Below are 25,154 nucleotides of genomic sequence, written 5' to 3'. Positions count from 1 at the left end.
TTGAAAAATTATATTCATAAAAATCAACACTATGTGTATTTATATTCGTTATGATCTAGGATTAGGTTTGAATGAAAAGTTTTAAAGTTGCCCTTGCTCAGTTTTCTCCGCATATTGGCAATATTGACTCAAACACCCAAAAGATGATTGAGCAAGCAAATCAGGCGAAAAAACAAGACGCTGACCTGATTATTTTTCCTGAGCTTTCTGTAATTGGTTATCCAGCTGAAGACTTATTGTTACGTCCAAATTTAAATAAACGTATGCAAAAAGCTTTTGCTCAACTTAGTGAAGTTAAAGATATTGTCATGGTTTTCGGCTTCGTAAACCAAACAGAAGACGGCGAACGTTATAATTCAGCTGCTGTCATGAAAGACGGTCAGGTTTTAGGTGTCTTCAATAAGCACAACTTGCCAAACTATGGCGTTTTTGATGAAAAACGTTATTTCCAAAAAGGCCATCAGCACTTGGTGTTTGAATACTTAGGCCATAAGTTTGGTGTACTTATTTGTGAAGATATCTGGTCAATCAATACAGTTAAACAATTAAGCCAATTAAATGTTGATACTGTACTTGTGCTTAATTCGTCGCCATATGAAGTGGGCAAACCACAGCATCGTATACAAACATTAAGTGAACTTGCAAAACAGCTTCATTTAAACATTGTTTATGTCAACCAAGTTGGTGGACAAGATGATTTAATTTTTGATGGTACAAGCTTCGTCAGCAACCAAAATGGTGAAATTGCTTTACAAGCTCCAAGCTTTAAAGAAGATCTCTACATTGCTGAATTTGACCGTGACACAAAACTCTATAAAGTTACCGAGTCTGCACCTGCATTAGAAACTTTTGCAGAGATCTATCAAGGCTTAGTTATGGCAACGCGTGACTATGTAGAGCGTTCAGGTTTCCCTGGTGTGATCTTAGGTCTTTCTGGTGGTATTGACTCTGCCCTCACACTTGCAATTGCGGTTGATGCAATTGGTGCAGAAAAAGTACAAGCTGTAATGATGCCATATACTTACACTTCTCAAATTAGTGTAGAAGATGCAGCTGAACAAGCTCGTCGTATGGGCGTGACTTTCGGTATTGCTGAAATTCACTCAATCGTAAATAGCTTCATGCAAACGCTCTATCCGTTCTTTGGTAATTCACCAGCCGATGCAACTGAAGAAAATTTACAAGCACGTGCTCGTGGCACATTGCTTATGGGCTTATCTAACAAGTTTGGTAATTTAGTACTCGCTACTGGTAACAAGTCTGAACTTTCAGTTGGCTACTGTACGCTTTATGGCGATATGGTTGGTGGCTTTGCGGTTCTAAAAGATGTTTATAAAACTATCGTGTTTGAATTAGCAAAATACCGTAATAGCTTAAGTGAAACTCCGGTTATTCCTGAGCGTGTGATTACGCGACCACCTTCAGCAGAACTTCGTCCAGATCAAAAAGACCAAGATTCTTTACCAGCTTATGATGTATTGGATGCCATCCTTTACGCATACATTGAAGAAGATTTAGGTCAGGCCGACATTATTGCCAAAGGTTTTGATAAAGAAGTTGTTGAAAAAGTCATCCGTTTAGTTGATCGTAATGAATACAAACGTCGTCAAGGTGCGATTGGCCCGAGAATTACCTCTCGTGCATTTAGTCGCGAACGACGTTATCCGATTGTCAACGGTTGGACAGCGAATGACTGAGCAGAAAAACTCATCAAAAACTACAGCACTTGCTCAAGCACTTTTGCTTGAGCAGGTGGAATTTTTCAAAAAACAATTATCTATAGAAAACTCACCTATTTATTTCCAGCAGTTCATTCAGTTGTTTATGCAACATGCTGACGAAATTAAACTTCATGAAGTTGTAGATTTAGAACAATTACAAGCTGTTGTGAAACGCTATGCTTTTGAAATGCAGCTAGGTGCTGGTTTACTTGAGTTTATTGGGGAAATCGCGCAGCGTATTTATTTATCTGCTATGAAGTCTCCAATTCAGTTACAAGATCTGGTCTCTGACCACCAATTTGAAATGTGGCTTTCTAAATTTTTAGAAATGGAACATATTCCTCATTATCTTAATCAGTTTTTAAGAACTAGCCCTTCTGTACAACAGCTTTGCCAATATATTGCAACCTCGACTCTAGAACAAAAATTACCAAAATTTTTAACTGCCTCGACAGTAAATGACTACCATTTTGAATGGCAACATAAACTCAAAAAATTCTCTTTTTTACAACAGCAACGTCTCGAACATAAACTTGAAACGTGGATTGCCAGTTTTATTCATGAACAACTTACAGAATTAAGCCTTTTATCGGCTGAAGATTTAGAAAGCCTAGTACGTCATGTCTGGGAAGACATTAGACATAAAAAAATGTATGAGTTTATGAAACAGCTCACTCCTCTCGATGTTGAGGAGTTCTTTGTTTTAATTTATGAGTACTGGAAAGAGCTACGCCAGTCGCAATTTATGCAAGATCTTATTTTGTATGGCGTCGAAGTCTTTTATGACTTTTATAAAGACCAAAGTCTATTTGAAGTGTTAAGTGAGATTGGTTTAACCGAAACCGATTTACAAACTGAAGCTTTACGTTTTTATCCGAAGGTTATGGATGGCTTTAATGAGCACGGTATTTTAGAACCATTACTTCAAGCGCTCTTAGCTCCTTTTTATCAAAGCTCAAAAACACTCGATATGATTGAAAAACATTTTAATGAGTAAAAAATAGATAAAAAGAAACCACGCAGGAGCGTGGTTTTTAAAATGGTGGCTATGACGAGACTTGAACTTGTGACCCCCGCATTATGAGTGCGGTGCTCTAACCAACTGAGCTACATAGCCGTAAACTGTGTGCGCATTATCTATAGTTCTGTATAGCAGGTCAATACTTCAAAACTCTTAATGCCTACCAAATGAACAAATATGATTCACACCACCATTATTTGTTCATTTTTTAGCAAATTCTTACTTTAAGCAATTGATCGGCCACAGAAATATATTAGAGATCTAATACTAGTTTTTTACCTTTAGCTCGCGATACACAAATCATCATGCTCTTCTGTGAAGCCTTTTCGGCATCACTTAAGTATTGATCGAAGTGCTCTGCTTCACCTTCTAAAATAGCAGTTTCACATGTACCGCAAACCCCTTCTCGGCATAAACATTCCACATTGATATTTAATGTCTCAATGGCTTGTAAAATAGTCTGGTTACTTTGTACTTCAATTTCCTGATTAGACTTGGCAAGTACTACCGTAAAAGCTTCCCCATCTTCTGGAACTGTTGAGGCAAATTGTTCCCAATGAATATATTCATCTCGGTAACGGTGCTTATTACAACAATCAATCACTGCATCAATCATAGGTTTAGGACCACATACATAAACATGTGTGCCTTTTGGTTGTGATGAAATGAGTTGATCTAAGTTAAGTGTACAGCCTTCTGAGTCAACATAACTAAATACACGCTCTGCATGTTTCTGCTTTAACTCATCAAGTAAAGCCGCATGTTCAGGTGAACGATAAGCATAATGTAGCTCAAAGTCTGCCCCACGTGCTGCAAGCTCATCCATTTGTGGCAAGAATGGTGTAATACCAATACCACCTGCAATTAAAATATGTTTATTGCCTGTTTCCGCTAATGGAAATAAATTTTTTGGTTCTGAAATCTGAATTTCACAGCCTTCATTACATTGATCATGCATGAAAACCGAACCGCCCTTACCTTCCACATCTTTACGAACACAGACTTGGTAAGTCGATAGATCTTGCGTACAACTCATCAATGAGTAGGCATTGGAAAGTTGTTCATTCATTTTGACAATAATATGGCTTCCCCCACTAAATCGAGGAAAGTTCTGCCCATCTTGACGTTTGAACGTAAACCGTTTGATTAAAGGGGTTAGCTGTTCCACACGAGTAACAACCGCTGGGAACATTTCATAATGACTCGCCATATTAGAATCCTTCTTTTACCGCATATTTTTGTTGTTAGGGCTTATCCTTAAAGCCCTAAACACATGTATTTAATGGTCATGAATTCTTCAAGACCATATTTTGAGCCTTCACGCCCAACACCTGATTGTTTCACACCGCCAAATGGTACAACTTCATTTGAAATTGCAGTGGCATTCATACCGACCATTCCATATTCAAGCTGTTCTGACACTCGCCATAAACGTGAAATATTTTCGCTATAAATATACGCAGCCAAACCGAAGATAGTGTCATTTGCTTGAGCAACCACATCTGCTTCATCTGTAAAGCGAATGAGCGGCGCAACTGGACCAAAAATTTCTTCTTGGACAATTTCCATTGTACGGTCAACGTTAGTTAAAACTGATGGTTCGTAAAAGGTTTGTCCTAAAGCATGCTGCTTACCACCACAGGCAATCTTAGCGCCTTTGCTCACTGCATCATCAATTAACTGCTGTGCTTTCAAAACTGCTTTTTCATTAATTAATGGGCCAATTTGTACGCCATCTTCAAGTCCATTACCGACTTTAAACTTTTGTACTTCTTGTACAAACTTCTCGGCAAAAGCTTGATAAATATTGTCATGTACATAAATGCGGTTAGCACAAACACAGGTTTGGCCTGCATTACGGAACTTGGCAAAAATCGCACCTTGTACAGCTTTATCTAAATCGGCGTCATCAAACACAATCAGAGGAGCATTTCCGCCTAACTCAAGCGCCAATTTTTTAATGGTACTTGAGCACTGCTGCATCAGTAGGCGTCCCACTGGGGTTGAGCCAGTGAAAGTCAGTTTTTTCACTTTTTCATGTGAAGTAAATACCGAACCAATTTCCTGAGATTTACCAGTAACGACGTTAATCACACCAGCCGGAATACCTGCTTTTTCTGCAAGTTTCGCAATCGCTAAAGCACAATAAGGCGTTTCATTCGCTGGCTTAATCACGACCGTACATCCAGCTGCTAAAGCTGGTGCTGCTTTACGAGTAATCATGGCAATTGGGAAATTCCACGGCGTAATGGCAGCCACAACACCCACAGGTTCTTTACTGATAATAAAACGCTGCTGGTTATTTACGGTTGGAATCACATCACCATAAATACGCTTGCCTTCTTCGGCAAACCATTGAATAAATGATGCAGCATAACGCACCTCACCTTTCGCTTCTGCTAAAGGCTTGCCTTGCTCAATAGTCATAATGAGAGCAAGTTCATCAGTATGATCGAGAACCAGTTTATGCCAAGCCAATAAAATATCTGCACGGTTTTGAGCCGTTAAAGCTTTCCAACTTTGTAAAGCAGTATAAGCAGCTTCAACTGCTTGTGTAGCTTCAGCCGCTCCCATATTTGGAATTGTGCCAATTTCTTCGCCTGTAGCTGGGTTAGTTACCGGAACCGTTGCATTTGACTGTGCAGCTAACCATTGTCCATTAATATAGGCTTGTTGCTGAAATAGTTCAGTACTTTGTAAACTCGACATATCATCTTCCTAACTGAAGAATCAGGTGTAAGTCATCTTTACACCTGAATAAATCCCTTTGTTTTTATTGATGGTACTGCGCCACAAGATGTTGGAAGTAAGCAATACCATGCTCACTGATACCAGAACGTTGCTTGTCAGTCATGATACGGCCTTGACCACGATAACCACGTGATTTCAAACCACGTTGTACGCTCTCTACCAAGTTCAAATCTTCCGGACGGAATACATTGCGATACCACTCAATCAAATCTTTTTGATCTTGAGTCAGTTCTTCGTTCGTGAAGTAAATATCGTAATGCTGCAAAGTTGTTTCTGCATCAACAGGGAATTCATAAATAACTGTCATGAAGTTGCTGCCTGGTGGTACATTGAACATGGTGCAAGGCCAAGTCCAGAAACCATGAAACTCAGGATCTGTTACTGATGGATCAAGTTTGAATGACTTCTCAGATGAACGTGCAAAGCCATATTGCAGTGTCCAGTTTTGATGTGTTGTATGCCAGTATTTATCGACTTGTACAGAGTCAGCAAAGCCTGGATGTGCAGGTCCACAGTGGTAGCATTCCATGTAGTTATCAACAATCACTTTCCAGTTTGCTGGTGTTTCTGTCACAAAGCGTGCTGCCAATTTTAAATCTTTAATCACACCACATGCTTGATTTAAACGCTCTGCAAAGCCCGGAAGTTGGTCTTCGACGCAAGTCGCATTTTCATCCATATTAATGAAAACAAAACCAGCATATTCCTCGACTTTTAAAGGCACCATACTTGAGTTTTCTTTATCGAAAGATTCAACATGGTCACAGTTACGTGCCAATGCCAAGCTACCGTCTAGCTTGAAAGTCCATGCATGATATGGGCAAGTAATCACATTTTTTGCTTTACCACTACCACTTAAAAGTTCGTGACCACGATGCGGACACACATTATAAAACGCACGTAAAACGCTATCTTTACCACGAATGATGACAATATTTTCACCAATTACTTTACGGGTAATATAATCATTCGGTTGTGCCAATTCACTGCCATGTGCAACACAAATCCAGCTTTTAGCAAAGATTGATTCTTTCTCATGCTCAAAAACTTGCGATGAAGTATAGAAAACTTTAGGAAAAGTCCATGCAACATCTGGGTTTGCACAAAAATCTTCAGGTAATTTTTCAACTGCACTCATGTTATTACTCCATTAAATTCTTTTCGTCCAAATGACTCGATATTAAATTGATGTCTTTTCGGTACTGCTCAACATGCGGTGTATTGCACTTAGCATGTTTTGATATAAATGTTGAACTTCCGGACAGTCACGCATCAGACGTAAACTGCCATGTAATAAACCTTTACCTAAATGAAACTCGTTAGGGATGCCTGCTTGTTCCAGTTTTTGGGTAAAGAGATAACCGTCATCACTTAAAGGGTCATATTCTGCAACAGCCACAAAACTGGCAGGCATATCTGAAAAGTCCGTCGCCAATAAAGGGGCTAGACGTAAATCCTGCCAATCTTGTGAGTTCGGAGCATATTCCTTTAAATAAAAATGCATATCTTCTGTCGTTAACAACGGCGCATGGGCGTGCTTTTGTGCGGATGGGGTATCAAATGCTGTCGTTAAACATGGATAAACCAATGCCAGCCCTTGAGCTTGTAAACCACTATGTTGTAGTTCCACTGCAAGGGCAGCTGCTAAATTACCACCCGCGCTATCGCCTGCTAGCACAATATTTTCACTATCGATTTGCCAAGCTGAACCATGCTGTTTAAGCCAGTGATACACTGCTAAACAATCTTCAAAGGCTGCTGGAAAGCGATGCTCTGGTGCCAAGCGGTAATCCACACTAATAACAACTGCATTTAAGTCCTTACACAAATAACTAGTAATAAACTCATGTGAATCGAGTCCACCCACCATCCAACCACCGCCATGTAGATACAACACACATGGCCAACCAGACTCAGGTCGATTTGTTTTTGGTAAATACACACGAACAGGCACAGGATGCTTTTCATTTGCAATCACTCGATCTTCTACATCTAACTTGTCATCACGTGGCAAAGTGTAGTGTCGGCACATGGCATCATATGCTGCACGGACTGAGTCAATATCTGTATCTGCTGGTGAATAAATGCTGCTCCAATACACAAGGCTTTGCATTTCTTCACTTAAGGCATAAGTAGCCTGTTCATATGTCGTCATTACCGTTCCCTCTAGCTGGTTTTTCTATCCAGTTTGATTGAGCTTGCAAGCTCAAGCTGCATCCGTTTTGCATGTTCATCTTGAGTCTGGTTTAAACCAATTTCCTGATCATCATAACCTTGTTGCTCAATCAAATGTGATGGGACTTTGGCATAATCCTGTATGAGCCATTTCACTAAGCCATAGGTTTGAATCAGAATAATCACGATGAATGGTAAAGCCGTCACAATAGTTGCCGTTTTCATGGTGTCTAATGGTGCTTTACTAAAGATCATGGCAATTGGAACTAAGGTCAGCATGACACACCAGAACAGACGTGCATTTGGCGATGGGTCTTGCCCTTCACTTAAACCGCGTGTACATGTTGCTGAAACTGCATACCCAACTGCATCCATATGCGCTGCCAAGAACACCACCATAATGCCGAGGAAAATCCACATCATCAGCTTTCCAGCAGGTAATAGGCTAAGCAATTGACCAATCGCAACCTCACCACCTTGTTGGCTTAAGATTTGTGGCACATTTACAGCCCCATGAATAAAGCTATAAACACTATAGTTTTCAAACACACCAAAGATGAACCAAAGACCGACACTGCCACCAATCACCATGGCAAAGATCACTTCTTTAATAGTACGGCCTTTAGAAACACGCGTTACAAAGAGTGCTACACCCGGTGCATATGAAATCCACCATAACCAGTAGAAAACAGTCCATTCACGAGTAAACTTGCCGTCACCCATTGGGTCGGTAAACAAACTCATATCAACAAAGTTGGTTGCCATTAACCCGAAACTCATTAATGAATTATTCAAAATGAATTGAGTCGGGCCAAAGCAAAGTACATAAATTGCAAATAACACTACACCCAAGCACACCATATGGCTTAAACGCTGCATGCCCTTGTCCATACCTACATATGAACTGAGTGCGAACAGAACTGAAACTGCCAAAATAATGATGACCTTGGTCATAAAGGTATTTGGAATACCTGTGAGCTGAGACAAAATATTGGTAAATGTCACGGCAGTGAGTACCAATGAAATCGTCAATGCACCGAACATGCAAAGCAAGAACATTAAGTCGACTAAACGACCAACCACGCCGGTTGATTTAAAGCCTGTCACAGCCTCAATCACTGAAGCTAAACTTAAACCCTTGTTTTTTCTCACATGATAGCTGTAGCACAAAGAAATTGATGCCAAAGCATAAATTGCCCATGCACTTAAACCTGAGTGAAAAAATGAATAAGCCACGCTATATTTCAATGCTTCTGCTGACTCAGGCGGTAAGCTCAAACCCGGAGTTTGATAATAGTAGGCCCAGTCCAAAAAGCCCCAGTACAATGTAGAAGACCCAATACCCGACAAGATGAACATAAAAATCCATGACATTGTGCTGTATTGAGGTTTTCCTTCTCCAAGCTTAATTTTTCCGTATTTACTAAAGGCAAGACCAAAAGTAAAAATAATGGCTAAAAAAGCAAACAGTAATACTGGGGTTGTAAATACCGATGTCGTCCACTGCATCCATGTTGCAGCAATCTTTATCGATTCTTGCGAATAAATCGCCAAACCAGCAACTGAAATAAATACAAACAGTAAGCTGGTTACGGCAAGAAATTTATCCGTATAAATTTTTGTGTTTTGATTATCCATATCCATACATCCATTTTTGGATGGCGTTATTCCATAGCGAATACGTCCATTTTAGTTTGGGCTACACATGATGCAATTGCATCTCCTACCTCATAAGTCTTTGCCTGACCGCCGATATCGGCTGTTTTTGGGCCATTAATTAATACATTCTCAATCGCCTGCATAATATCTTGACCCGCTTGGATACAGCGCTCGTCTTCTTCACCAAAGAATTCGAACATCATGGCACCCGACCAGATCGCAGCGATTGGGTTGGCAATTTGTTTACCGTAAATATCTGGTGCTGAACCATGGACAGGTTCAAACAGTGATGGAAATTTTCTTTCTGGGTTTAAATTTGCCGATGCCGCTAAACCAATGGTTCCCGTACATGCAGGACCTAAATCGGAAAGAATATCGCCAAATAAATTTGATGCCACAACCACATCAAAGCGTTCAGGTTGTAAAACAAAACGAGCCGCTAAAATATCAACATGCTGTTTATCAGCTTGAATTTGTGGATACTGTTTTGCCATCGCATCAACGCGCTCATCCCAGTACGGCATGCTCACTGCAATGCCATTTGACTTGGTCGCTGCGGTAATTTTTTTCGCATCTCGCTGATTTGCAAACTCAAATGCATAACGCAAAATTCGGTCTACACCATGACGTGTAAATACGGCTTCTTGTAAAACAAACTCGCGGTCTGTACCTTCAAAAGCTTTACCACCAATCGCTGAGTATTCACCTTCACTATTTTCACGAACCACGTAGAAGTCGATATCGCCTGGTTTTTTACCTACTAATGGACATTTCACCCCTGGCATTAAACGCACTGGACGTAAATTTACATATTGGTCAAAACCACGACGGAACTGGAGCAGCGAACCCCAAAGCGAAATATGGTCAGGCACTTTATCTGGCCAGCCTACAGCGCCAAAATAAATTGCATCGTAGCCCTGCAAAGTTTCAAACCAGTCATCTGGCATCATTTTGCCGTGCTCAAGATAGTAATCGCAGCTTGCCCAATCGAAAGCATCTAACTGAAGATCAATGCCGTACTTCTCTGCTGCTGCCTTTACAACCTTAATACCTTCTGGTAGAACTTCTAAACCAATGCCATCGCCTGCAATCGTGGCAACTTTATATCTTTTTGCCATAAGCTTCCTTCACACCTTCGACTAATATCCTTGTATGGCTTAAACATGATGTTTTAAGCAAAAATGATCAACAACAGAACTATCACTCCAATGGACACGGATCGTGAATAATCTACCTAACCTATCGGATTTAAAGGTTTTTTGCACAGTCGCCAAACTAAAAAGTTTTGTCGAATCTGCTGAGGAACTCGGGACTTCGCCAGCTTTTATTAGCAAGCGAATTAATATTTTAGAAAACACGTTAAGCTGCAAACTTTTTCATCGCAGCACGCGTCATGTCAGCCTAACGGAAGATGGCAAACTTATTCTTGAAAGAGTTTCAAATATTCTTGAAGAATTTGATGAAGTCTGTGAACTAGTGAATAACCCGCTGAGTACACCCACGGGTCGTATGGATATTATTAGTAGCTTTGGTTTTGGCAGAAAGCATATCGCACCAATTTTGTCTAAATTAATGATGCTCTATCCAAAACTTCAGATTCATTTTGACACCATCGACAATACCAAGGACTTGATTCAACACAGTATTGATTTGGATATTAGAATTGGTAATGAAATTGCGCCAAACATGATTGCGAAGAAGTTAGCTTCTAATTTTCGAATTTTATGTGCAGCACCGAGCTATTTACTTAAACACGGCGTACCAGACAGCATTGAAGACTTGCAAACACATGATTGTTTGACGATTAGTGAGCGTGATCAATCGTCTGTGCTATGGAAATTTAGGCATGCTTCTGAAGATGTCTCAGTGCATATCAAACCACGTTTTGTTTCGAATAACGGCGAAATTATTCATCAACTTGCCATAGAAGGCCACGGGATTATTTTCCGATCAATTTGGGATGTTGCAGATGAATTAATTACAGGTCAACTCCAACACATTTTACCCGAATATTGGCAAGATGCAGATGTTTGGGCAGTTTATCCATCACGACTCAAAAGCTCATCTAAATTACAAACCTGCATTTTGTTTATTCAAAATGAATTGCTCAATCGTTTACAGCATGTACAAAACCTAAGTCGTGGACAACTCATTTCACCAGCCGTCAAACGAGATCCACCACCTGAAAAAGTCTTTCTATAAAAAAGCCCTAAGTGAAGTGTATTCACTTAGGGCAATAAATCGCTTTTAAATTTTAAAAATAATATCCGATTGAAAGATAAAATAATTTATCCCAATCATTACTGCTACCTTGTGCAAGGCCATCAGCCCCACCACCAACCATTGGATCATTTTTACTCATAATGTATTCACCCTGAATACCAATGGCTTTGTAATTAAAATAAACCCCTGCAATTAAGCGTTCAGAGTCTTTATAGCCATCCTCATCTTTAAAAAAGCGGCTATGAGAGATATAAGGTTTAATATTTTCAAGTTTGTGAAATGGCTGAGCAAAGGTGTAATTAATTTCATTTACTAAATATTTACCTTTATTGGCGACTTGATACGGATAGTCGAATGCACCAATCGTTGAACTATTTGGAAATAAATCATCCCCATTGGTGACATCTTGCTTACCTGCCAAGAACATCCATTGCCATGCTTGATATTGGGTTTGAGCAAAAACGTTCCATGACTTACGATGTCCATCTATGTTTGTTCTTTTATTTTCTAAATCAGAGTACCAAAACGAACCACCCAATTCTGTTGAAAAATTTTGAGCTTTATCAATTTCAAATTTTCTAGATGCTCGACCAATCCACATATTTTTTTCTTCAATATTAGTGCCATTCGACAAGTCATCAGCTTCAACAAAATTTCCGCTATATCGACTTGAGTCTTTTGATGTCCCCTTATAATTGCCTCCATCAGTTGGATAGAAACCTAAAGTCAAATTGTATTTGTCATCTGCAAATTTATATTTAATACCTAAATTATCAATATCTTCTAAACCAACGGTATTTAAAAGCGTCTCGTAATAACTACTTCCCCAAAATTCTCCAAAGCCAAAATCAACTGGTTGTAAACCTGCCGTGATTCTCTGCTGGTCAGATAACTTATAACCTCCCCATGCTTTTTTTAGAAAAATTGCATCGCATAAGCGATCATATTGATAACAACGAGCATCCGCCCCTGCAATCCAATCTGGATTTTCGTAACCCAACACTAATTTAATATCTGTGAGTCGCCAGTCATCATTTTGAGCACCTTCATTGGCCCCAACCACATAGTTCTTATGTAAATAACGGGAACGTACCGCACCAGACACTTTAAATTGACCCGAATCTAAAGTTGGATCACCCCAACTCAAATCAGCCGCAGAGACTTGTAATCCCGCAGATAAACTCAGAATTCCTAAAAATAATAATGACCTTTTCATGTCTTCAACATCCTTGTTAAGTGTTATAAGAACATGAAGAAATTGGGTTAGACAAACAATGCCAGAACTATAAAGTCGGTCTTTACAAACTGTGTTTAATCAAAAAATAAGCATAAAAAAAGACCACGCAGGAGCGTGGTCTGTAAAATGGTGGCTATGACGAGACTTGAACTTGTGACCCCCGCATTATGAGTGCGGTGCTCTAACCAACTGAGCTACATAGCCGTAAACTGTGCGCGCATTATCTTAGCTTCTTTACCGCGCGTCAAGAAAAATTTTAAATAAAATGAGGTGAAGTGAGCCTATAAGCCGGGTTCTGTCGAGGATGGTCATTCCTCTAGGCGTACAATCACTCATACGCTCAAGCGACCTACCCGAATCCAGTACGGGCCGCACCTAGGATTCCTATTTGGTCTTGCTTCTGGTGGGGTTTGCCATGCCGTGAACTGTTACCAGACACGCGGTGCGCTCTTACCGCACCCTTTCACCCTTACCTCACGAATGAGGCGGTCTACTCTCTGCTGCACTTTCCGTCGGCTTTCACCGCCCAGGCGTTACCTGGCACCCTGCCCTATGAAGCCCGGACTTTCCTCTCCTGCTTCAGTCACGAAGACCTCCACAGCAGCGACCATCCAGCTCACTTCAGGGGCGCATATTAACAAATTTATTCACTAATTGCTTGTGCTTTTTTGAGCAATTAATCTTTTATATTTGTCTAATAGCTGTTCTTCCGTTTCCTCATGCTGCGGATCTTTAGGAATACAGTCTACTGGACAAAATAATTGACATTGTGGCTGGTCATGGTGACCAACGCACTCTGTACATAAATCTGGATGAATTTCATAAATCACTTCACCCATAAAAATAGCTTCATTTGGGCAAACTGGTTCACAAACATCACAGTTTATGCACTCATCGGTGATATATAATGACACTTTACCAACCTTGTTGATGTTTACGTTCAAAAGCTTCAACCACAGCTTGCGGAACAAACTTGGTTACATCACCTTTTAAGCGTGCAATTTCTCGAATCAACGTCGAAGAAATAAAAGAATACTGTTCAGAAGGTGTTAAAAACACTGCTTCAAAATGTGGGTCCAACTGGCGGTTCATATTAGCCAATTGGAACTCATATTCAAAATCAGAGACTGCTCTTAAACCACGTAGTACTGCTGTGGCCTTTTGTTCTTTGAAAAAATTAACCAGTAAACCATCGAAACCTACAAATTCGACATTTGATAGGTGACCTAATGATGATTGTGCCAGTGCAACTCTTTCTTCTAGACTGAACAAAGGATTTTTATGATGTCCAATTGCAATCGCTACTACGACCTCATCAAACATTCTTGATGCTCTAGTAACTAAATCAACGTGCCCATTTGTGATAGGGTCAAATGTTCCAGGATAAATTACACGCGTTTTAGACATCCGCTAGTACTCTAATTGTATTGTGCGCCTATTTTAGCAAAAGTTATACAAGAGACGAAATATTGATATGTGGGAAAAAACTTCACCTTAGCATCACTTTACGGCACAATAGGGACAATTGTGGAAGTTTGAATTATGGCGAAAGCAACAGTAGTAAAGAAACATAATGGCGGAACCATCGCACAAAATAAACGTGCCCGTCATGATTATTTTATCGAAGAAAAATTTGAAGCTGGCATGTCTTTACTCGGCTGGGAAGTAAAGTCTTTACGTGCTGGTCGTATGAGTTTGACAGAAAGTTATGTCATTTTTAAAAACGGTGAAGCATTCTTATTTGGTGCACAAATTCAACCGCTCCTTTCTGCATCTACACATATCGTGCCGGAAGCTACACGTACACGTAAATTATTATTATCTCGCCGTGAACTTGAAAAGCTAACAGGTTCAGTAAACCAAAAAGGTTATTCATGCGTTCCATTAGCATGTTACTGGAAAGGTCATCTGGTTAAACTTGAAATTGCGCTTGTGAAAGGTAAACAGCTTCATGACAAACGTGCGACTGAAAAAGATCGTGACTGGCAACGTGATAAAGCTCGTATATTTCATAAATAATAAAAAAACCTTTAAAGCTCGCTTTAAAGGTTTTTTTATTTCATCTTAAATTTAGCAGAATTTCAAACTACCATGACAGTTTGGTGCAAAAGCCTGGTTTTTAAGTTGCAAGTCTTTTAATGGAAAATTTACGATAGTATTGGGTAACTTCACCTCTCCCACCGCTAAATCTTCGCCAAATAAACAGTTAAGTACATTACACCTTACTGGATTTGCAGTTAAATAATTACTAATTGGGTCAACTACCTGCTTTAAAACATCATTGGTAATTTCAATTTGCTTACTTGGCGTAACGTTTCCAATATCAATTTCATCATCAAAAGCCATCCACCATCCTCTCTCAGCTGCTGCATCTGCACCTGGCCAGAATATTTTTTGTGCTTGTAAAGAAAGAGAGAATGGATTATTTAACTCAATTTTATGAATAAATCCTAAATTTTGATCAACCGTAAGAGCTGCTCTTAACCCTGTAATACTACCCGTTACATTTTTTTGTAAATTTAGTAGCCCTAATGCCGCATTGATCGATGCTTTCAAATCTCCAGAAAAGTTAAGTTGATCAATATTTGCAATACCATTGAGCATGACATTATTCATTCTTGAACCAGATATGACTTGTCCATTGATTACTATAGGCGCAGTAGTCTGTTGTAATTGTAAATTATAATCAGATGAGTTAAATCCTAGAGGCAAGCATACTAAAAGACATGCATTAACAGTACCATCTATTGTCTTACCTGTATCTTGATAAGACATATTTCTAGCTGCAGTATATGCTAAGCCAGTTGTATCTTTAATTTTTAAATAACCACTTAAACTATTAATTCCATTTGGTGTTTCCGAGTTTTCAAGCCCAAGGGTCAATAATCCCATCACTTTTTCTGCACTTAAACGAAAACCTTTAATTTCTCTTAATGCTGCACTGTCTGGATTTTTAATCGCAAATTCAATAAATGGATTACTGAAAACAGCAGAAGAAGAAGCTCGGCCATCATTCGTATCACTTAAACCACTTAAACTTAAATTATCAATATCAATATCACACCCAGCTAAACCATTTACACCACCGCAACCCAACTGCAATTTATTAATATTGGCATTTAATTCAAGATCAGCTTCTAAACCTAATTTATAAAAACCAATATTTTGTTGGGCCATAGAAGCATCTGTTTGTTTTGGATCGGTATAGGTAAATGAAAATAAAGCCTGCGCTTCGACTTTAGAAAGTTCTGTATCATTTAGTGGAATAAGATTCGCAGATTCTAAATTAGCATAGCTCAAAGTACTCCATGTTATACAAAGAGCTGTTAACAAATTTTTCATAATTATTCCATTTTTTTATTTATTAGTATTTAGACATCATTGTCCAAATAGACCATTTGGTAAAAAATAATCAAAAAAGAACAAAAAAGACACAACTTTTTTGTAATTAAAACAAAATATAAAATTTATTTATTTTTAATCAAAAACTTATTTCAACCCAATCGGTGAAGCAATCCAGCAATATACTCACCGAACCATTTTGCAGTATCTAAATCACCTTGTGGCGGTGTAATTTCAACAGGTGCATTATCTGACTGAGTCATTAAACCTAAACAGCTCGATAAACGGTTTAAATCGGTTTCGGTATGACCTGTTGTCATTAAAGGTAACCCTGACCACAGCATGCCATGCTGCATCGCAAAAATATTAATCTGCTGCAAAACTGCAAGTTTATCACCGCTCAAACCACCCGAATTAGCAAAACCTGCTGCTAACTTGCCTTGCCATAAACGATTTTTCCAACGTTTAGATGTACTATCCATAAACTTTTTAAAATCGGCAGTTACGCTTCCCATATACGTTGGCGAGCCAAAAATAATACCCTGTGAGGCATCTAAAACATCCCAGTCAATGTGCTCAATATTCATCACATGTACTTTAATACCCATCACCTCTGCACCAGCAGCAATAGCAGATGCTACCTTTGCGGTATGACCATAGGGGCTGTGATAGACAATAGAGAGATGTTTTTCAGGCAAAGACATAAGCTTAATTTTTTGAGCGATTTTTTGTATTTTATCATTTTATTAAAACTTGCTAAACCATGATCTATAAATATCAAAGACTAGCTTTTTAACGAATTATTTTAGTAAGTACTGAAAATACAAAAATAAAAAACTCTCTTATATCATTTTAAAGTCTAAATAATATAAGAGAGTGATAACACAACAATCGTACTTCTAAAATGAAATACGATTTTTATAAACTAAATAAAAACAAAAGTTGCCATACGTCCCGTTTTAGCATCACGGCGATAAGAGAAGTACTCTTCTTGCTGTTGATATGAGCATTGATCGCCGCCTAAAACTTGCTTAACACCCAGTCTTTGCAAAATAAAACGAGCAATCGCGTATAAATCTGCGTGAAATTTATTTGGAGCCGCTCCATCAATAAATGCAGTTTCCAATTCAGGATATTTATCACAAAAAGCAGTTTTTACTTCAGATCCAATTTCAAAGCAAGGTTGACTAATCGCCGCCCCTAACCAAGCCCAAGTTGGAGGGCTCTGCATCGCAGCAACTGCATTTTCAATAATACCACCCGCCAAACCACGCCATCCTGCATGTAAGTTGGCAACTTCAGTGCCCTCAGCATTACCAAGTACCACAGGTAAACAGTCGGCAGTCATCATCATTAGCGCATGACCTTTGGTTTGAGTAACCAAGCCATCGCCGATTAAAGCTTTAAAGGGAATTTGTTCATTTACCGTATGACAAATCGTACTATGCGTTTGGGTCATCCACGTCATTTTCTTAACGCCAAACTGAGCAAACTCTTCTAGCAGCATCATTCGATGCTGCTGAACGCGACCAGCTTCATCGTTAACATGTAAAGCAAGATTAAAACCTGTTAATTCGGTTTGATCCGTTGGCAAAGCCAAAGGATGTTGAACACGTGTCTGCCCTACAAATACGCCTTGAGGTAAACCTTGAACAAATTCCATATACATGTCCTTAATATGCAGCGTTTTCTGAACGTAACACATTAACCAACTGAGTAAAATCTTCAGGCCATGGTGCTTCAAATAACATTTCTTCACCAGTACGCGGATGTTTTAAGCCCAACTTAGCTGCGTGCAATGCTTGGCGTTTAAAACCACGTAAAGTTTCAATCAGTAATTCAGATGCACCTGCAGGCACACGTACACGGCTCATATAAACCTGATCACCAATTAAGCCGTAGCCAATATAACTAAAATGCACACGAATCTGATGAGTTCGGCCTGTTTCTAGACGCGCTTGCACACGAGTAAAATCTTTAAAACGCTCTTTTACATTATAGTGAGTCACCGCATCACGCCCGCCCGGTAAAATCGCCATTTTTACACGGTCAACTGGGTGACGTTTAATTGGCTCATCAATCGTACCGCCAGCAATAATATTTCCATAAACAACCAAGTCATATACACGATAAACCGACTTATTTGCCAATTGTTTACTTAAAGAAAATTGCGCTTCTAACGTTTTAGCAACAACCAGTAAACCGCTGGTATCTTTATCGATACGATGCACTAAACCAGCACGAGAAAGTTCCGCCAATTTTGGAGAATGGTAAAGCAACGCATTTACTAAAGTTCCAGAAGTATTACCTGCTCCTGGATGTACTACCATCCCTACTGGTTTATTAATGACTAAAATATCATCATCTTCATAAACAATGTTGAGTGGAATGTTTTCAGGTTGACTCGTCGTCTGAGCTTCAAGCTCAACTTCGAGTGTAAGGAGCTCTGTGCCTTCACAACGGTGCTTAGGTTTGACAATGTTACCATTCACCAACAGATGGCCATCCTTCAACCATTGCTTGAGCTTTTCACGCGAAAACTCACTCCACACCATAGCTGCAACTTGGTCGATGCGTTGCCCTAAGTAGCTTTCATCTAGCTGAACTTGCAACGATAAACGTGTTGCAGTTGTATCAGAAGTATGGTTATCTGCATCCTCAGAATCTTCAAGTAAATTGAAGTCGGTTTCAGAGAAGTTTGTGTTTGAAGATTGTGCTGAAGTCATTTGATCATTGAGATAAAAGTGGTTTAATAGCGCAATTGTAGCTCATTGCCCAACATAACAGAGGAGTTTTTATGTCGCTACCACGTTATAAAATTACGATGCTTGCCTTATCTCTAGGTGTAGCGTCTGCATTTGTGGGCTGTAGCAGCAATCCAAGTAAAAAAGAAGTGGTCGATACTGGACCTCAATCTAGCGAACAGGCATATTTTGAAAAGGCCCAAAAATCTCTTGATCGTGGTCAATATCTTGACGCTGCCAAATCTTTAGAGGCGATTGATACCTATTATCCAACTGGACAATACGCACAACAAGCACAACTTGAACTTCTCTATTCAAAATTTAAACAAAAAGATTATGAAGGGGCGATTGCTCTAGCTGAACGCTTTATTCGTTTAAATCCTCAGCATCCAAATGTAGATTATGCCTACTATGTACGCGGCGTATCTAATATGGAGATGAATTACGACAGCTTATTGCGTTACACATCTTTGCAACAATCACACCGTGACATCAGTTATTTAAAACTTGCTTATCAAAACTTCGTTGATTTGATTCGTCGCTTCCCAAGTAGCCAATACTCTGTCGATGCAGCACAGCGTATGAAGTTTATTGGTCAAGAGCTTGCTGAAAGTGAAATGAATACGGCACGTTTTAACGTTAAGCGTAAAGCATGGGTTGCTGCAGCTGAGCGTTCACAATGGGTAATTGAACACTACCCACAAACACCTCAAGTACCAGAAGCACTAGCAACTTTGGCATACAGCTATGACCAGCTGGGCGATAAGGCAACTTCACAACAATATATCGAAGTTTTAAAGCTTAATTATCCTAGTCTGGTTAATAAAAATGGCACAGTAAACATGCGTGCTGCCCGTAAAGAAGGCAACTGGATTAACCGTGCTACCTTGGGTATTCTTGGCCGTGAATCTAAGTCTACAACACCAGATACTACAACTACTGAAACAGAACCTAAACGTAGTCTACTTAACCGTGTAAGCTTTGGTTTAATTGGTAATTCTGGCAAAGAAGAAACTCAAGAAACAACAAAAGCACCTGTTGAGACTCCAAAAACTGAACGTAGTTGGACTAACCGTTTAAGCTTCGGTTTACTTGATAAACCAGAAAAAGCAGCAGAAGGTGAAACAACTGCACCTGCAGCATCTTCATCTGAACCAGATGATGCTGCTCAATAAGCAATAACAGCTTAAAAATAACCAACAAACAGGCAAGTGATATCACTTGCCTGTTTGTTTTTATAAAATAGTAAAATATTTATCGGGCATATCTCGGTTCATCATGTCAGAATAATCTGACCTATCGCATCATTAGTTTAAACACGGTTATCTGAATTATGGCAATTCCACAGCATACGATTGATCAGATTCTAGATCGGACAGATATTGTCGATCTGATTGGTCAACGTGTGAAATTGAAAAAGACCGGACGAACATATTCTGGTTGTTGCCCTTTTCATCAAGAGAAAACCCCCTCTTTCCATGTTTATCGCGATAAACAGTACTATCACTGCTTCGGCTGTCAGGCAAACGGAAATGCTATCCGCTTCTTAATGGACATTGATAACCGAAACTTTATCGATGTCATGAAAGAGTTATCAAGTAATGCGGGGGTCGAATTACCCAAAGATAATACTGATAATAAAAAACTGTCTTATACCCGCCAAGTTACTAAGCCACCCGTTCCGCAAAAAACGGTTGTAGAACCAAATGCCCAAGCACCAATAGATGATCAGTACAATACGCTTGAACCAGTATATTTTGATGATCCATTTGCACAGTTTGAACAGCCATTTAGTTTTGATGAACCTGTACAAGAAGGTAATTTATATGACTTACTGGAAAATGTTGCTCAGTTTTATGAACATCAATTACCAACAAGTCAGAAAGCTAAAAATTACTTTAAACAGCGTGGTTTAACTGACCAGACGATTCAATTCTGGCGTTTAGGTTATGCCCCAGAAGACTGGCAACATTTAGAAAAAGCTTTTCCTTACGACATCGATGGTTTAAAACAACTTGGACTCATCCGTTCAAGTGACAGTGGTCGTGAATTTGACCTTTTACGTGACCGTGTCATTTTTCCAATTCGAGACCCTAAGGGCCGTGTAGTTGGCTTTGGTGGTCGTGCACTCAATGACGAAATTAAACCTAAGTACATTAACTCGCCAGACTCGGAAGTTTTCCATAAAAACCAATTACTTTATGGCCTCTATGAAGGTCGAAAATTAAAGTCTAATGACTGGTTAATGGTTGAAGGATATATGGATGTCATTGCTTTACAGCAATATGGCATTACAGGTGCTGTCGCGACTTTGGGAACGGCGAGTAATACTGAACACCTTAATATTTTATTTAAGCAAAATAATCGAATTACCATTGCCTTTGATGGCGATATCGCAGGTCAAAAAGCAGCACGTCGAACTTTAGAAATAGCATTACCTCTCTTAAATGATGGCCGTGAGCTTAAGTTCTTTGTATTGCCAAATGACCACGACCCAGACTCCCTAATCCGACGTGAAGGTCTCGAAAACTTCCAAAGGCTGTTAGATCAAGCTCCCCTGCTCTCTGATTTTGTTTTTGCCCATCTTACGGGTCAACATGACATTAGTACACCTGAAGGCAAGAGTCTTGTTATGGGTGAATTAAGGGAGCTCACCGAATTATTGCCAAAACAAGGTTCCTTCCGTTATCTATTAACCCAATCTTTCCGTGAAAAATTAGGTTTAGGTAAGCGTTTTACCCCACAAGTTAGTCACGATGCATCGTTATCCTTTAATATTCAAACGAAAGATGAAGACTTTGCTGTCGCAATTTTGATGCACCATCCATTTCTTTATATTCATTTTGAAGGATTACGCGCCTATATTCCGCAAGATGAATTATTGGCTAAAATATTAGCAATTTTAAACCGTATATTTGATGAATTGCCTGATGACCAAGAGCTAGCGACTTATTATGTTTTAGGTGCGTGCAGCAGTTATTGCCATGAAATTGCAGATATTATGCAAAGAACCAATATTCAGGCATTAACTCAAGCACCTGAAGTGGCCGATAAACTCGCTAAAGAATATGCGTTAGGCTTACAAGAAAGATATTTACGTCAAAAACTGAAATCTAAAATTTCATTAGTAGAGTCAAGAAACTTAAGACAACAACTCAATGAGCTCACCAAACAAATCAGTTTAAGACTACTGTCTTAACGTTTTGGTTTTCGCTCATGATCAAATACATCCTGTAAATGCTGTTGTAGCCATTCGAAATGATCAGGGTTTTCTGCTTTAGCAGCTTCACGTAACAACATAGATGTTGGATGCATTAACTTTTGTGTCAAACGATGGGCTAACTGCTGTAGAACTTGCTCTGGATCTCCACCGTGATGCAAAGCTTCTAACGCATGAGCAAGCTCGTGTTGACTAATTTCTTCACTATGTTGGCGATAAGCATGAATGGTGCTACCCGCTTCTTTGACTTTTTGATGTGTGATCAGTTGGGTTGCTAACTGATTCACCATCACTTCCGCTTCAACAGCTGCTTGACGACGTTGAGCCAAGTTTTCATCAATTACACTTTGTAGATCATCCACACCATATAAATACACACCATCAAGTGATTCCACTTTCGGGTCAATATCACGCGGTACAGCTAAATCAACCATCAACATCTGTTGATAACGGCGTTTTTTTAATGCACTTTTGACATCTGCATATGCAATAACTTGATGCAAACTTCCTGTACAACTTGAAACAACATCAGCACGATATAAATTTTCTGATAACGCTGAAAAATCAATTATCTCAACTTCAACTCGATGGGCAATTTCTTGTGCTAACTGATCAGCACGCTCACGGCTACGGTTACAGATAATAATCTTGGCTACACCCATTTCCGCTAAGTGTTTGGCCACCAGACTATTCATTTCACCTGCCGCAACCACCATCACTGTGAGTTTTTCAGGTTTACTAAAAACCTGTAAAGCCAATTGTGCAACCGCATAACCCATTGAAACCGCATGGCTACCTACAGCTGTTTCTGAACGAACACGCTTAGCTGCATAAAAAGCATACTCAAATACACTATTTAATTCAGGAGATACCGTCTGCGCCTCTTTAGATAATGCTAGAGCACTTTTCACCTGCCCTAAAATTTGAGGTTCACCCAACATGAGTGAGTCCAAACCACTTGCAACCCGCATTAAGTGTGTGATGGCTTGAGCATTCTCGTAACGATAAACATGATGAATTAACTGCTTTACATCAATATTATTGGCATCGGCTAACCATTTCAGAAGGCTTTCGGCATCTTCCGCCATGGCGTAGACTTCTGTACGGTTACAGGTTGAGACAACCACCAAGTCTTTTAAAGACTCGTGATAACGTTGCTCGGCAAGCAAAGTACTTAATCGCTCTGCATTGAAAGCAATTTGCTCGCGGAGTTCTACAGAAGCTGTTTGATGGTTGACACCCAATGCAAAGAAAGACATATCAGATCATCATTTCGCTAAATTTATGCTATTGTGCAACATCGGTGTCATAAAAAGCATTACTTTGGATCAATAAAAATTGCGTCAAATGAATAGCCGTATAAATTTTAACGGTGCTTCGATAAGACAGTATTCTACCACATTCTTATTGTTAGGTAGCATGTCCTCATATGTCTATGCACGTCCGTTGCAAGAGACCTATGCCGTGCATTCATTTGATCAGGCTCTACAACAGAGTATGGTCGCTGAATTTGCCTTAGCTTACGACGATATTCCTACAGCACTACACAATTACACCGTGCTTGCAATTAGAAGCAACTCAACAACAATTAAGCAGCGCGCCTTAGATGTTGCACTTGAATATAACGACTTACAAGCTGCACTGAATATTGCAACACACTGGGTGGTTCAAGAGCCTAAAGACGTCCCTGCTTTGTTTTATTTATCGCATATTGCGTTAAAAACACATGAATATCAGCTTGCTGCCGAAACTTTAGATAAAATTTTAAAAATTGATCCAACTGCCGATCTTGAACAAATTTTGGCAAGTATCGCACCTGAAAATGCACAAGATCGGGAAGTTTTATTAACTGCTTTACGTTCAAGTGCAGAGAAGGAAAATCCTTCTATTTTAGCGCTTATCGCGAACCTAGAAGCACAAAATGGGCAATTAGAACCTGCTTTAAATACCATTAACCGTGCACTACGCCGTCGCCCTAAAGTAACCAGCTTTATCTTAATGAAAGCAAACCTGTTAATTGCCCTCAGTGATCAAGAAGGTGCTTTAAAATGGTATGCAAAATCCAGTCGTAAATATAAGAAAAATATAGATATTCGCTTGGCTGAAGTGCGTTATCTTATCCAAATTAACCAACCTCAGCTTGCTCTTGAAAAATTAGAAAAAATTATTGAGAGTAATCCTCGTGCTGAAGAGGCGCTGTTCATTGCAGGCTTAACTAGTATTGACCTGAAGCAGTATGATAAAGCTGAACAATATTTGGTTGATTTACGCAACTCTGCAAAGTATCAAAATGAAGCGTACTACTACTTAGCCATTAATGCAGAACGAAAACAGCATTATGAAACCGCCAAAGCCTATTACCGTTTAGTAGATGGTAGTCTCTACATTGTTTCAAGGCGTAATCTAATTGCCATCTATGATAAACAAGAAAATTTACACGATGCTTTACGGTTTTTGACTCAAGAGCGAGTTAATTATCCGCAGCATGCAAGTTTTCTCTATCAGGCACAAGCCGAAATTTTAAAGAAAATGGGCAATAAAAAGGCTGCATTAAATTTATTAGATGAAGCAATCAAAAATTTACCGGATGACCCAGAACTCATCTATGCAGAAGTCTTATTATTAGACCCTTATACTGACCGCGATAAACTCGATAAAACGCTCAAGCAATTATTGCAGTTAGAACCCAATAGCCCGACCTATCTGAATGCCTATGCGTATACGCTGGCTTTGCAAAACCGCAGATTAAAAGAAGCACGACAATATGCCGAACAAGCATTGGAATATGCGCCTGAGCAGGCTTCAATTCTTGATACGCTAGGTTATATTGCCTTTTTACAAAATGATTATGAGGGCGCAGCGGAAGCTTTAGGCAAAGCTTATGAGCTTAGTCATAACATAAATATTGGGATTCGTTACGCTAAGGCACTGTATATGCAAGGATCATTAACTGAATTTAGTGCTGTGTTACAACAACTGAAACAAAAACACGCGAATGATCCACAATTACATCAGCTTGATGCGTTAATTTTACCTACATCTGCAAAAAAGAGTTAAATTT

General features: G+C 39.4%; 21 protein-coding genes, 2 tRNA genes and 1 other RNA gene. 7 read left to right on the top strand and 17 right to left on the bottom strand.

Annotation, left to right across the window (positions count from 1 at the left end):
• The first annotated feature begins 71 nt into the window (after positions 1-71).
• A complete protein-coding gene (locus AC1PJ9_RS02585) occupies positions 72-1,697 on the top strand; it encodes an NAD+ synthase (RefSeq protein WP_022575859.1) in 1,626 nt (541 codons plus the stop codon).
• Entirely contained in the window at positions 1,690-2,718 is a 1,029-nt protein-coding gene (locus AC1PJ9_RS02580; protein WP_311087064.1) for a hypothetical protein, read from the top strand. Before AC1PJ9_RS02585 ends, AC1PJ9_RS02580 begins: the two co-directional genes overlap by 8 nt.
• 43 nt (positions 2,719-2,761) lie before the next feature.
• Here the strand turns inward: AC1PJ9_RS02580 and AC1PJ9_RS02575 are convergent.
• The 7 genes from AC1PJ9_RS02575 to AC1PJ9_RS02545 form a co-directional block, all read right to left on the bottom strand.
• A tRNA-Met gene (locus AC1PJ9_RS02575) sits at positions 2,762-2,838 on the bottom strand.
• Positions 2,839-2,995: 157 nt separating this feature from the next.
• Complete coding sequence (gene cntB / locus AC1PJ9_RS02570) at positions 2,996-3,952, bottom strand: carnitine monooxygenase, reductase subunit CntB (RefSeq protein ID WP_311087063.1); 957 nt, start codon at positions 3,950-3,952, stop codon at positions 2,996-2,998.
• 47 nt (positions 3,953-3,999) lie between these two features.
• On the bottom strand, positions 4,000-5,451 hold the full coding sequence (locus AC1PJ9_RS02565) for an NAD-dependent succinate-semialdehyde dehydrogenase (protein ID WP_311087062.1): 1,452 nt from the start codon (positions 5,449-5,451) through the stop codon (positions 4,000-4,002).
• Between the two features lie 64 nt (positions 5,452-5,515).
• Positions 5,516-6,631 (bottom strand): carnitine monooxygenase subunit alpha, encoded by a 1,116-nt coding sequence (cntA, locus tag AC1PJ9_RS02560; RefSeq protein WP_199985201.1) that lies wholly within the window; start codon positions 6,629-6,631, stop codon positions 5,516-5,518.
• A gap of 42 nt (positions 6,632-6,673) precedes the next feature.
• Positions 6,674-7,648, bottom strand: a complete 975-nt coding sequence (locus tag AC1PJ9_RS02555; protein ID WP_311087061.1) for an alpha/beta hydrolase — start codon at positions 7,646-7,648, stop codon at positions 6,674-6,676.
• An 11-nt stretch (positions 7,649-7,659) separates the two neighbouring features.
• Positions 7,660-9,312, bottom strand: coding sequence for a BCCT family carnitine transporter (locus AC1PJ9_RS02550; RefSeq protein WP_001984224.1), 1,653 nt, complete (start codon positions 9,310-9,312; stop codon positions 7,660-7,662).
• Positions 9,313-9,332: 20 nt separating this feature from the next.
• Entirely contained in the window at positions 9,333-10,445 is a 1,113-nt protein-coding gene (locus AC1PJ9_RS02545; RefSeq protein ID WP_001129656.1) for a tartrate dehydrogenase, read from the bottom strand.
• Between the two features lie 103 nt (positions 10,446-10,548).
• On the opposite strand from AC1PJ9_RS02545, the gene AC1PJ9_RS02540 reads away from it, so the two are divergent.
• The gene (locus AC1PJ9_RS02540) at positions 10,549-11,529 is read left to right on the top strand and encodes a LysR family transcriptional regulator (protein WP_057076700.1); all 981 of its coding nucleotides are present in this window, start codon (positions 10,549-10,551) and stop codon (positions 11,527-11,529) included.
• Between the two features lie 52 nt (positions 11,530-11,581).
• Here the strand turns inward: AC1PJ9_RS02540 and AC1PJ9_RS02535 are convergent, their stop codons facing one another.
• From AC1PJ9_RS02535 to coaD, 5 genes are all read right to left on the bottom strand, one after another.
• Positions 11,582-12,766: a porin family protein gene (locus AC1PJ9_RS02535; protein ID WP_311087060.1), complete on the bottom strand. Its 1,185-nt coding sequence runs from the start codon at positions 12,764-12,766 to the stop codon at positions 11,582-11,584.
• Between the two features lie 148 nt (positions 12,767-12,914).
• Positions 12,915-12,991 (bottom strand) — tRNA-Met (locus AC1PJ9_RS02530).
• A gap of 64 nt (positions 12,992-13,055) precedes the next feature.
• An RNA gene (gene rnpB, locus AC1PJ9_RS02525) (RNase P RNA component class A) lies at positions 13,056-13,410 on the bottom strand.
• Between the two features lie 27 nt (positions 13,411-13,437).
• Positions 13,438-13,701 carry a YfhL family 4Fe-4S dicluster ferredoxin gene (locus AC1PJ9_RS02520; RefSeq protein WP_004703368.1) on the bottom strand — a complete coding sequence of 88 codons (264 nt, stop codon included), beginning with the start codon at positions 13,699-13,701 and terminating at the stop codon, positions 13,438-13,440.
• A 1-nt stretch (position 13,702) separates the two neighbouring features.
• Complete coding sequence (coaD, locus tag AC1PJ9_RS02515; protein ID WP_000047853.1) at positions 13,703-14,194, bottom strand: pantetheine-phosphate adenylyltransferase; 492 nt, start codon at positions 14,192-14,194, stop codon at positions 13,703-13,705.
• A 135-nt stretch (positions 14,195-14,329) separates the two neighbouring features.
• Here coaD and smpB point away from each other — a divergent pair, with 135 nt between their 5' ends.
• Positions 14,330-14,806: an SsrA-binding protein SmpB gene (gene smpB / locus AC1PJ9_RS02510; protein ID WP_263613070.1), complete on the top strand. Its 477-nt coding sequence runs from the start codon at positions 14,330-14,332 to the stop codon at positions 14,804-14,806.
• A 51-nt stretch (positions 14,807-14,857) separates the two neighbouring features.
• On the opposite strand, the gene AC1PJ9_RS02505 is transcribed toward smpB, so the two are convergent.
• The 4 genes from AC1PJ9_RS02505 to rluD all read right to left on the bottom strand — a co-directional run bounded on the left by AC1PJ9_RS02505 (position 14,858) and on the right by rluD (position 18,855).
• Complete coding sequence (locus AC1PJ9_RS02505; RefSeq protein WP_311087059.1) at positions 14,858-16,129, bottom strand: hypothetical protein; 1,272 nt, start codon at positions 16,127-16,129, stop codon at positions 14,858-14,860.
• A 152-nt stretch (positions 16,130-16,281) separates the two neighbouring features.
• Entirely contained in the window at positions 16,282-16,833 is a 552-nt protein-coding gene (locus tag AC1PJ9_RS02500) for a flavodoxin family protein (protein WP_263613068.1), read from the bottom strand.
• Between the two features lie 221 nt (positions 16,834-17,054).
• Positions 17,055-17,792 carry a peptidoglycan editing factor PgeF gene (gene pgeF, locus AC1PJ9_RS02495; RefSeq protein WP_311087058.1) on the bottom strand — a complete coding sequence of 246 codons (738 nt, stop codon included), beginning with the start codon at positions 17,790-17,792 and terminating at the stop codon, positions 17,055-17,057.
• 10 nt (positions 17,793-17,802) lie between these two features.
• Positions 17,803-18,855, bottom strand: a complete 1,053-nt coding sequence (gene rluD / locus AC1PJ9_RS02490; protein ID WP_311087057.1) for a 23S rRNA pseudouridine(1911/1915/1917) synthase RluD — start codon at positions 18,853-18,855, stop codon at positions 17,803-17,805.
• A 71-nt stretch (positions 18,856-18,926) separates the two neighbouring features.
• Here rluD and AC1PJ9_RS02485 point away from each other — a divergent pair, with 71 nt between their 5' ends.
• Together AC1PJ9_RS02485 and AC1PJ9_RS02480 are read left to right on the top strand one after the other, a co-directional pair.
• Positions 18,927-20,048, top strand: a complete 1,122-nt coding sequence (locus AC1PJ9_RS02485) for an outer membrane protein assembly factor BamD (RefSeq protein ID WP_311087056.1) — start codon at positions 18,927-18,929, stop codon at positions 20,046-20,048.
• A gap of 158 nt (positions 20,049-20,206) precedes the next feature.
• Positions 20,207-22,072 (top strand): DNA primase, encoded by a 1,866-nt coding sequence (locus AC1PJ9_RS02480; RefSeq protein ID WP_311087055.1) that lies wholly within the window; start codon positions 20,207-20,209, stop codon positions 22,070-22,072.
• Here AC1PJ9_RS02480 and hemA read toward each other — a convergent pair.
• Entirely contained in the window at positions 22,069-23,352 is a 1,284-nt protein-coding gene (hemA, locus tag AC1PJ9_RS02475) for a glutamyl-tRNA reductase (protein ID WP_311087054.1), read from the bottom strand. The two genes, AC1PJ9_RS02480 and hemA, sit on opposite strands and share 4 nt — an antisense overlap.
• Before the next feature lie 88 nt (positions 23,353-23,440).
• Here hemA and AC1PJ9_RS02470 point away from each other — a divergent pair, with 88 nt between their 5' ends.
• Positions 23,441-25,150 carry a tetratricopeptide repeat protein gene (locus AC1PJ9_RS02470; RefSeq protein ID WP_311087053.1) on the top strand — a complete coding sequence of 570 codons (1,710 nt, stop codon included), beginning with the start codon at positions 23,441-23,443 and terminating at the stop codon, positions 25,148-25,150.
• Positions 25,151-25,154 lie beyond the last annotated feature (4 nt).

Source organism: Acinetobacter sp. 70_2, from assembly GCF_056736115.1.
The sequence above is the reverse complement of the archived record's forward strand: the minus strand, read 5'-3'. Positions and strand labels throughout refer to the sequence as shown.

Excerpts from the sequence above, each read along its gene's own strand:
- AC1PJ9_RS02585 (WP_022575859.1), top strand. The coding sequence starts at position 72 with ATGAAAAGTTTTAAAGTTGCCCTTGCTCAGTTTTCTCCGCATATTGGC.
- AC1PJ9_RS02580 (WP_311087064.1), top strand. The coding sequence starts at position 1,690 with ATGACTGAGCAGAAAAACTCATCAAAAACTACAGCACTTGCTCAAGCA.
- cntB (WP_311087063.1), bottom strand. The coding sequence starts at position 3,952 with ATGGCGAGTCATTATGAAATGTTCCCAGCGGTTGTTACTCGTGTGGAA.
- AC1PJ9_RS02565 (WP_311087062.1), bottom strand. The coding sequence starts at position 5,451 with ATGTCGAGTTTACAAAGTACTGAACTATTTCAGCAACAAGCCTATATT.
- cntA (WP_199985201.1), bottom strand. The coding sequence starts at position 6,631 with ATGAGTGCAGTTGAAAAATTACCTGAAGATTTTTGTGCAAACCCAGAT.
- AC1PJ9_RS02555 (WP_311087061.1), bottom strand. The coding sequence starts at position 7,648 with ATGACGACATATGAACAGGCTACTTATGCCTTAAGTGAAGAAATGCAA.
- AC1PJ9_RS02550 (WP_001984224.1), bottom strand. The coding sequence starts at position 9,312 with ATGGATATGGATAATCAAAACACAAAAATTTATACGGATAAATTTCTT.
- AC1PJ9_RS02545 (WP_001129656.1), bottom strand. The coding sequence starts at position 10,445 with ATGGCAAAAAGATATAAAGTTGCCACGATTGCAGGCGATGGCATTGGT.
- AC1PJ9_RS02535 (WP_311087060.1), bottom strand. The coding sequence starts at position 12,766 with ATGAAAAGGTCATTATTATTTTTAGGAATTCTGAGTTTATCTGCGGGA.
- coaD (WP_000047853.1), bottom strand. The coding sequence starts at position 14,194 with ATGTCTAAAACGCGTGTAATTTATCCTGGAACATTTGACCCTATCACA.
- smpB (WP_263613070.1), top strand. The coding sequence starts at position 14,330 with ATGGCGAAAGCAACAGTAGTAAAGAAACATAATGGCGGAACCATCGCA.
- AC1PJ9_RS02505 (WP_311087059.1), bottom strand. The coding sequence starts at position 16,129 with ATGAAAAATTTGTTAACAGCTCTTTGTATAACATGGAGTACTTTGAGC.
- AC1PJ9_RS02500 (WP_263613068.1), bottom strand. The coding sequence starts at position 16,833 with ATGTCTTTGCCTGAAAAACATCTCTCTATTGTCTATCACAGCCCCTAT.
- pgeF (WP_311087058.1), bottom strand. The coding sequence starts at position 17,792 with ATGGAATTTGTTCAAGGTTTACCTCAAGGCGTATTTGTAGGGCAGACA.
- rluD (WP_311087057.1), bottom strand. The coding sequence starts at position 18,855 with ATGACTTCAGCACAATCTTCAAACACAAACTTCTCTGAAACCGACTTC.
- AC1PJ9_RS02485 (WP_311087056.1), top strand. The coding sequence starts at position 18,927 with ATGTCGCTACCACGTTATAAAATTACGATGCTTGCCTTATCTCTAGGT.
- AC1PJ9_RS02480 (WP_311087055.1), top strand. The coding sequence starts at position 20,207 with ATGGCAATTCCACAGCATACGATTGATCAGATTCTAGATCGGACAGAT.
- hemA (WP_311087054.1), bottom strand. The coding sequence starts at position 23,352 with ATGTCTTTCTTTGCATTGGGTGTCAACCATCAAACAGCTTCTGTAGAA.
- AC1PJ9_RS02470 (WP_311087053.1), top strand. The coding sequence starts at position 23,441 with ATGAATAGCCGTATAAATTTTAACGGTGCTTCGATAAGACAGTATTCT.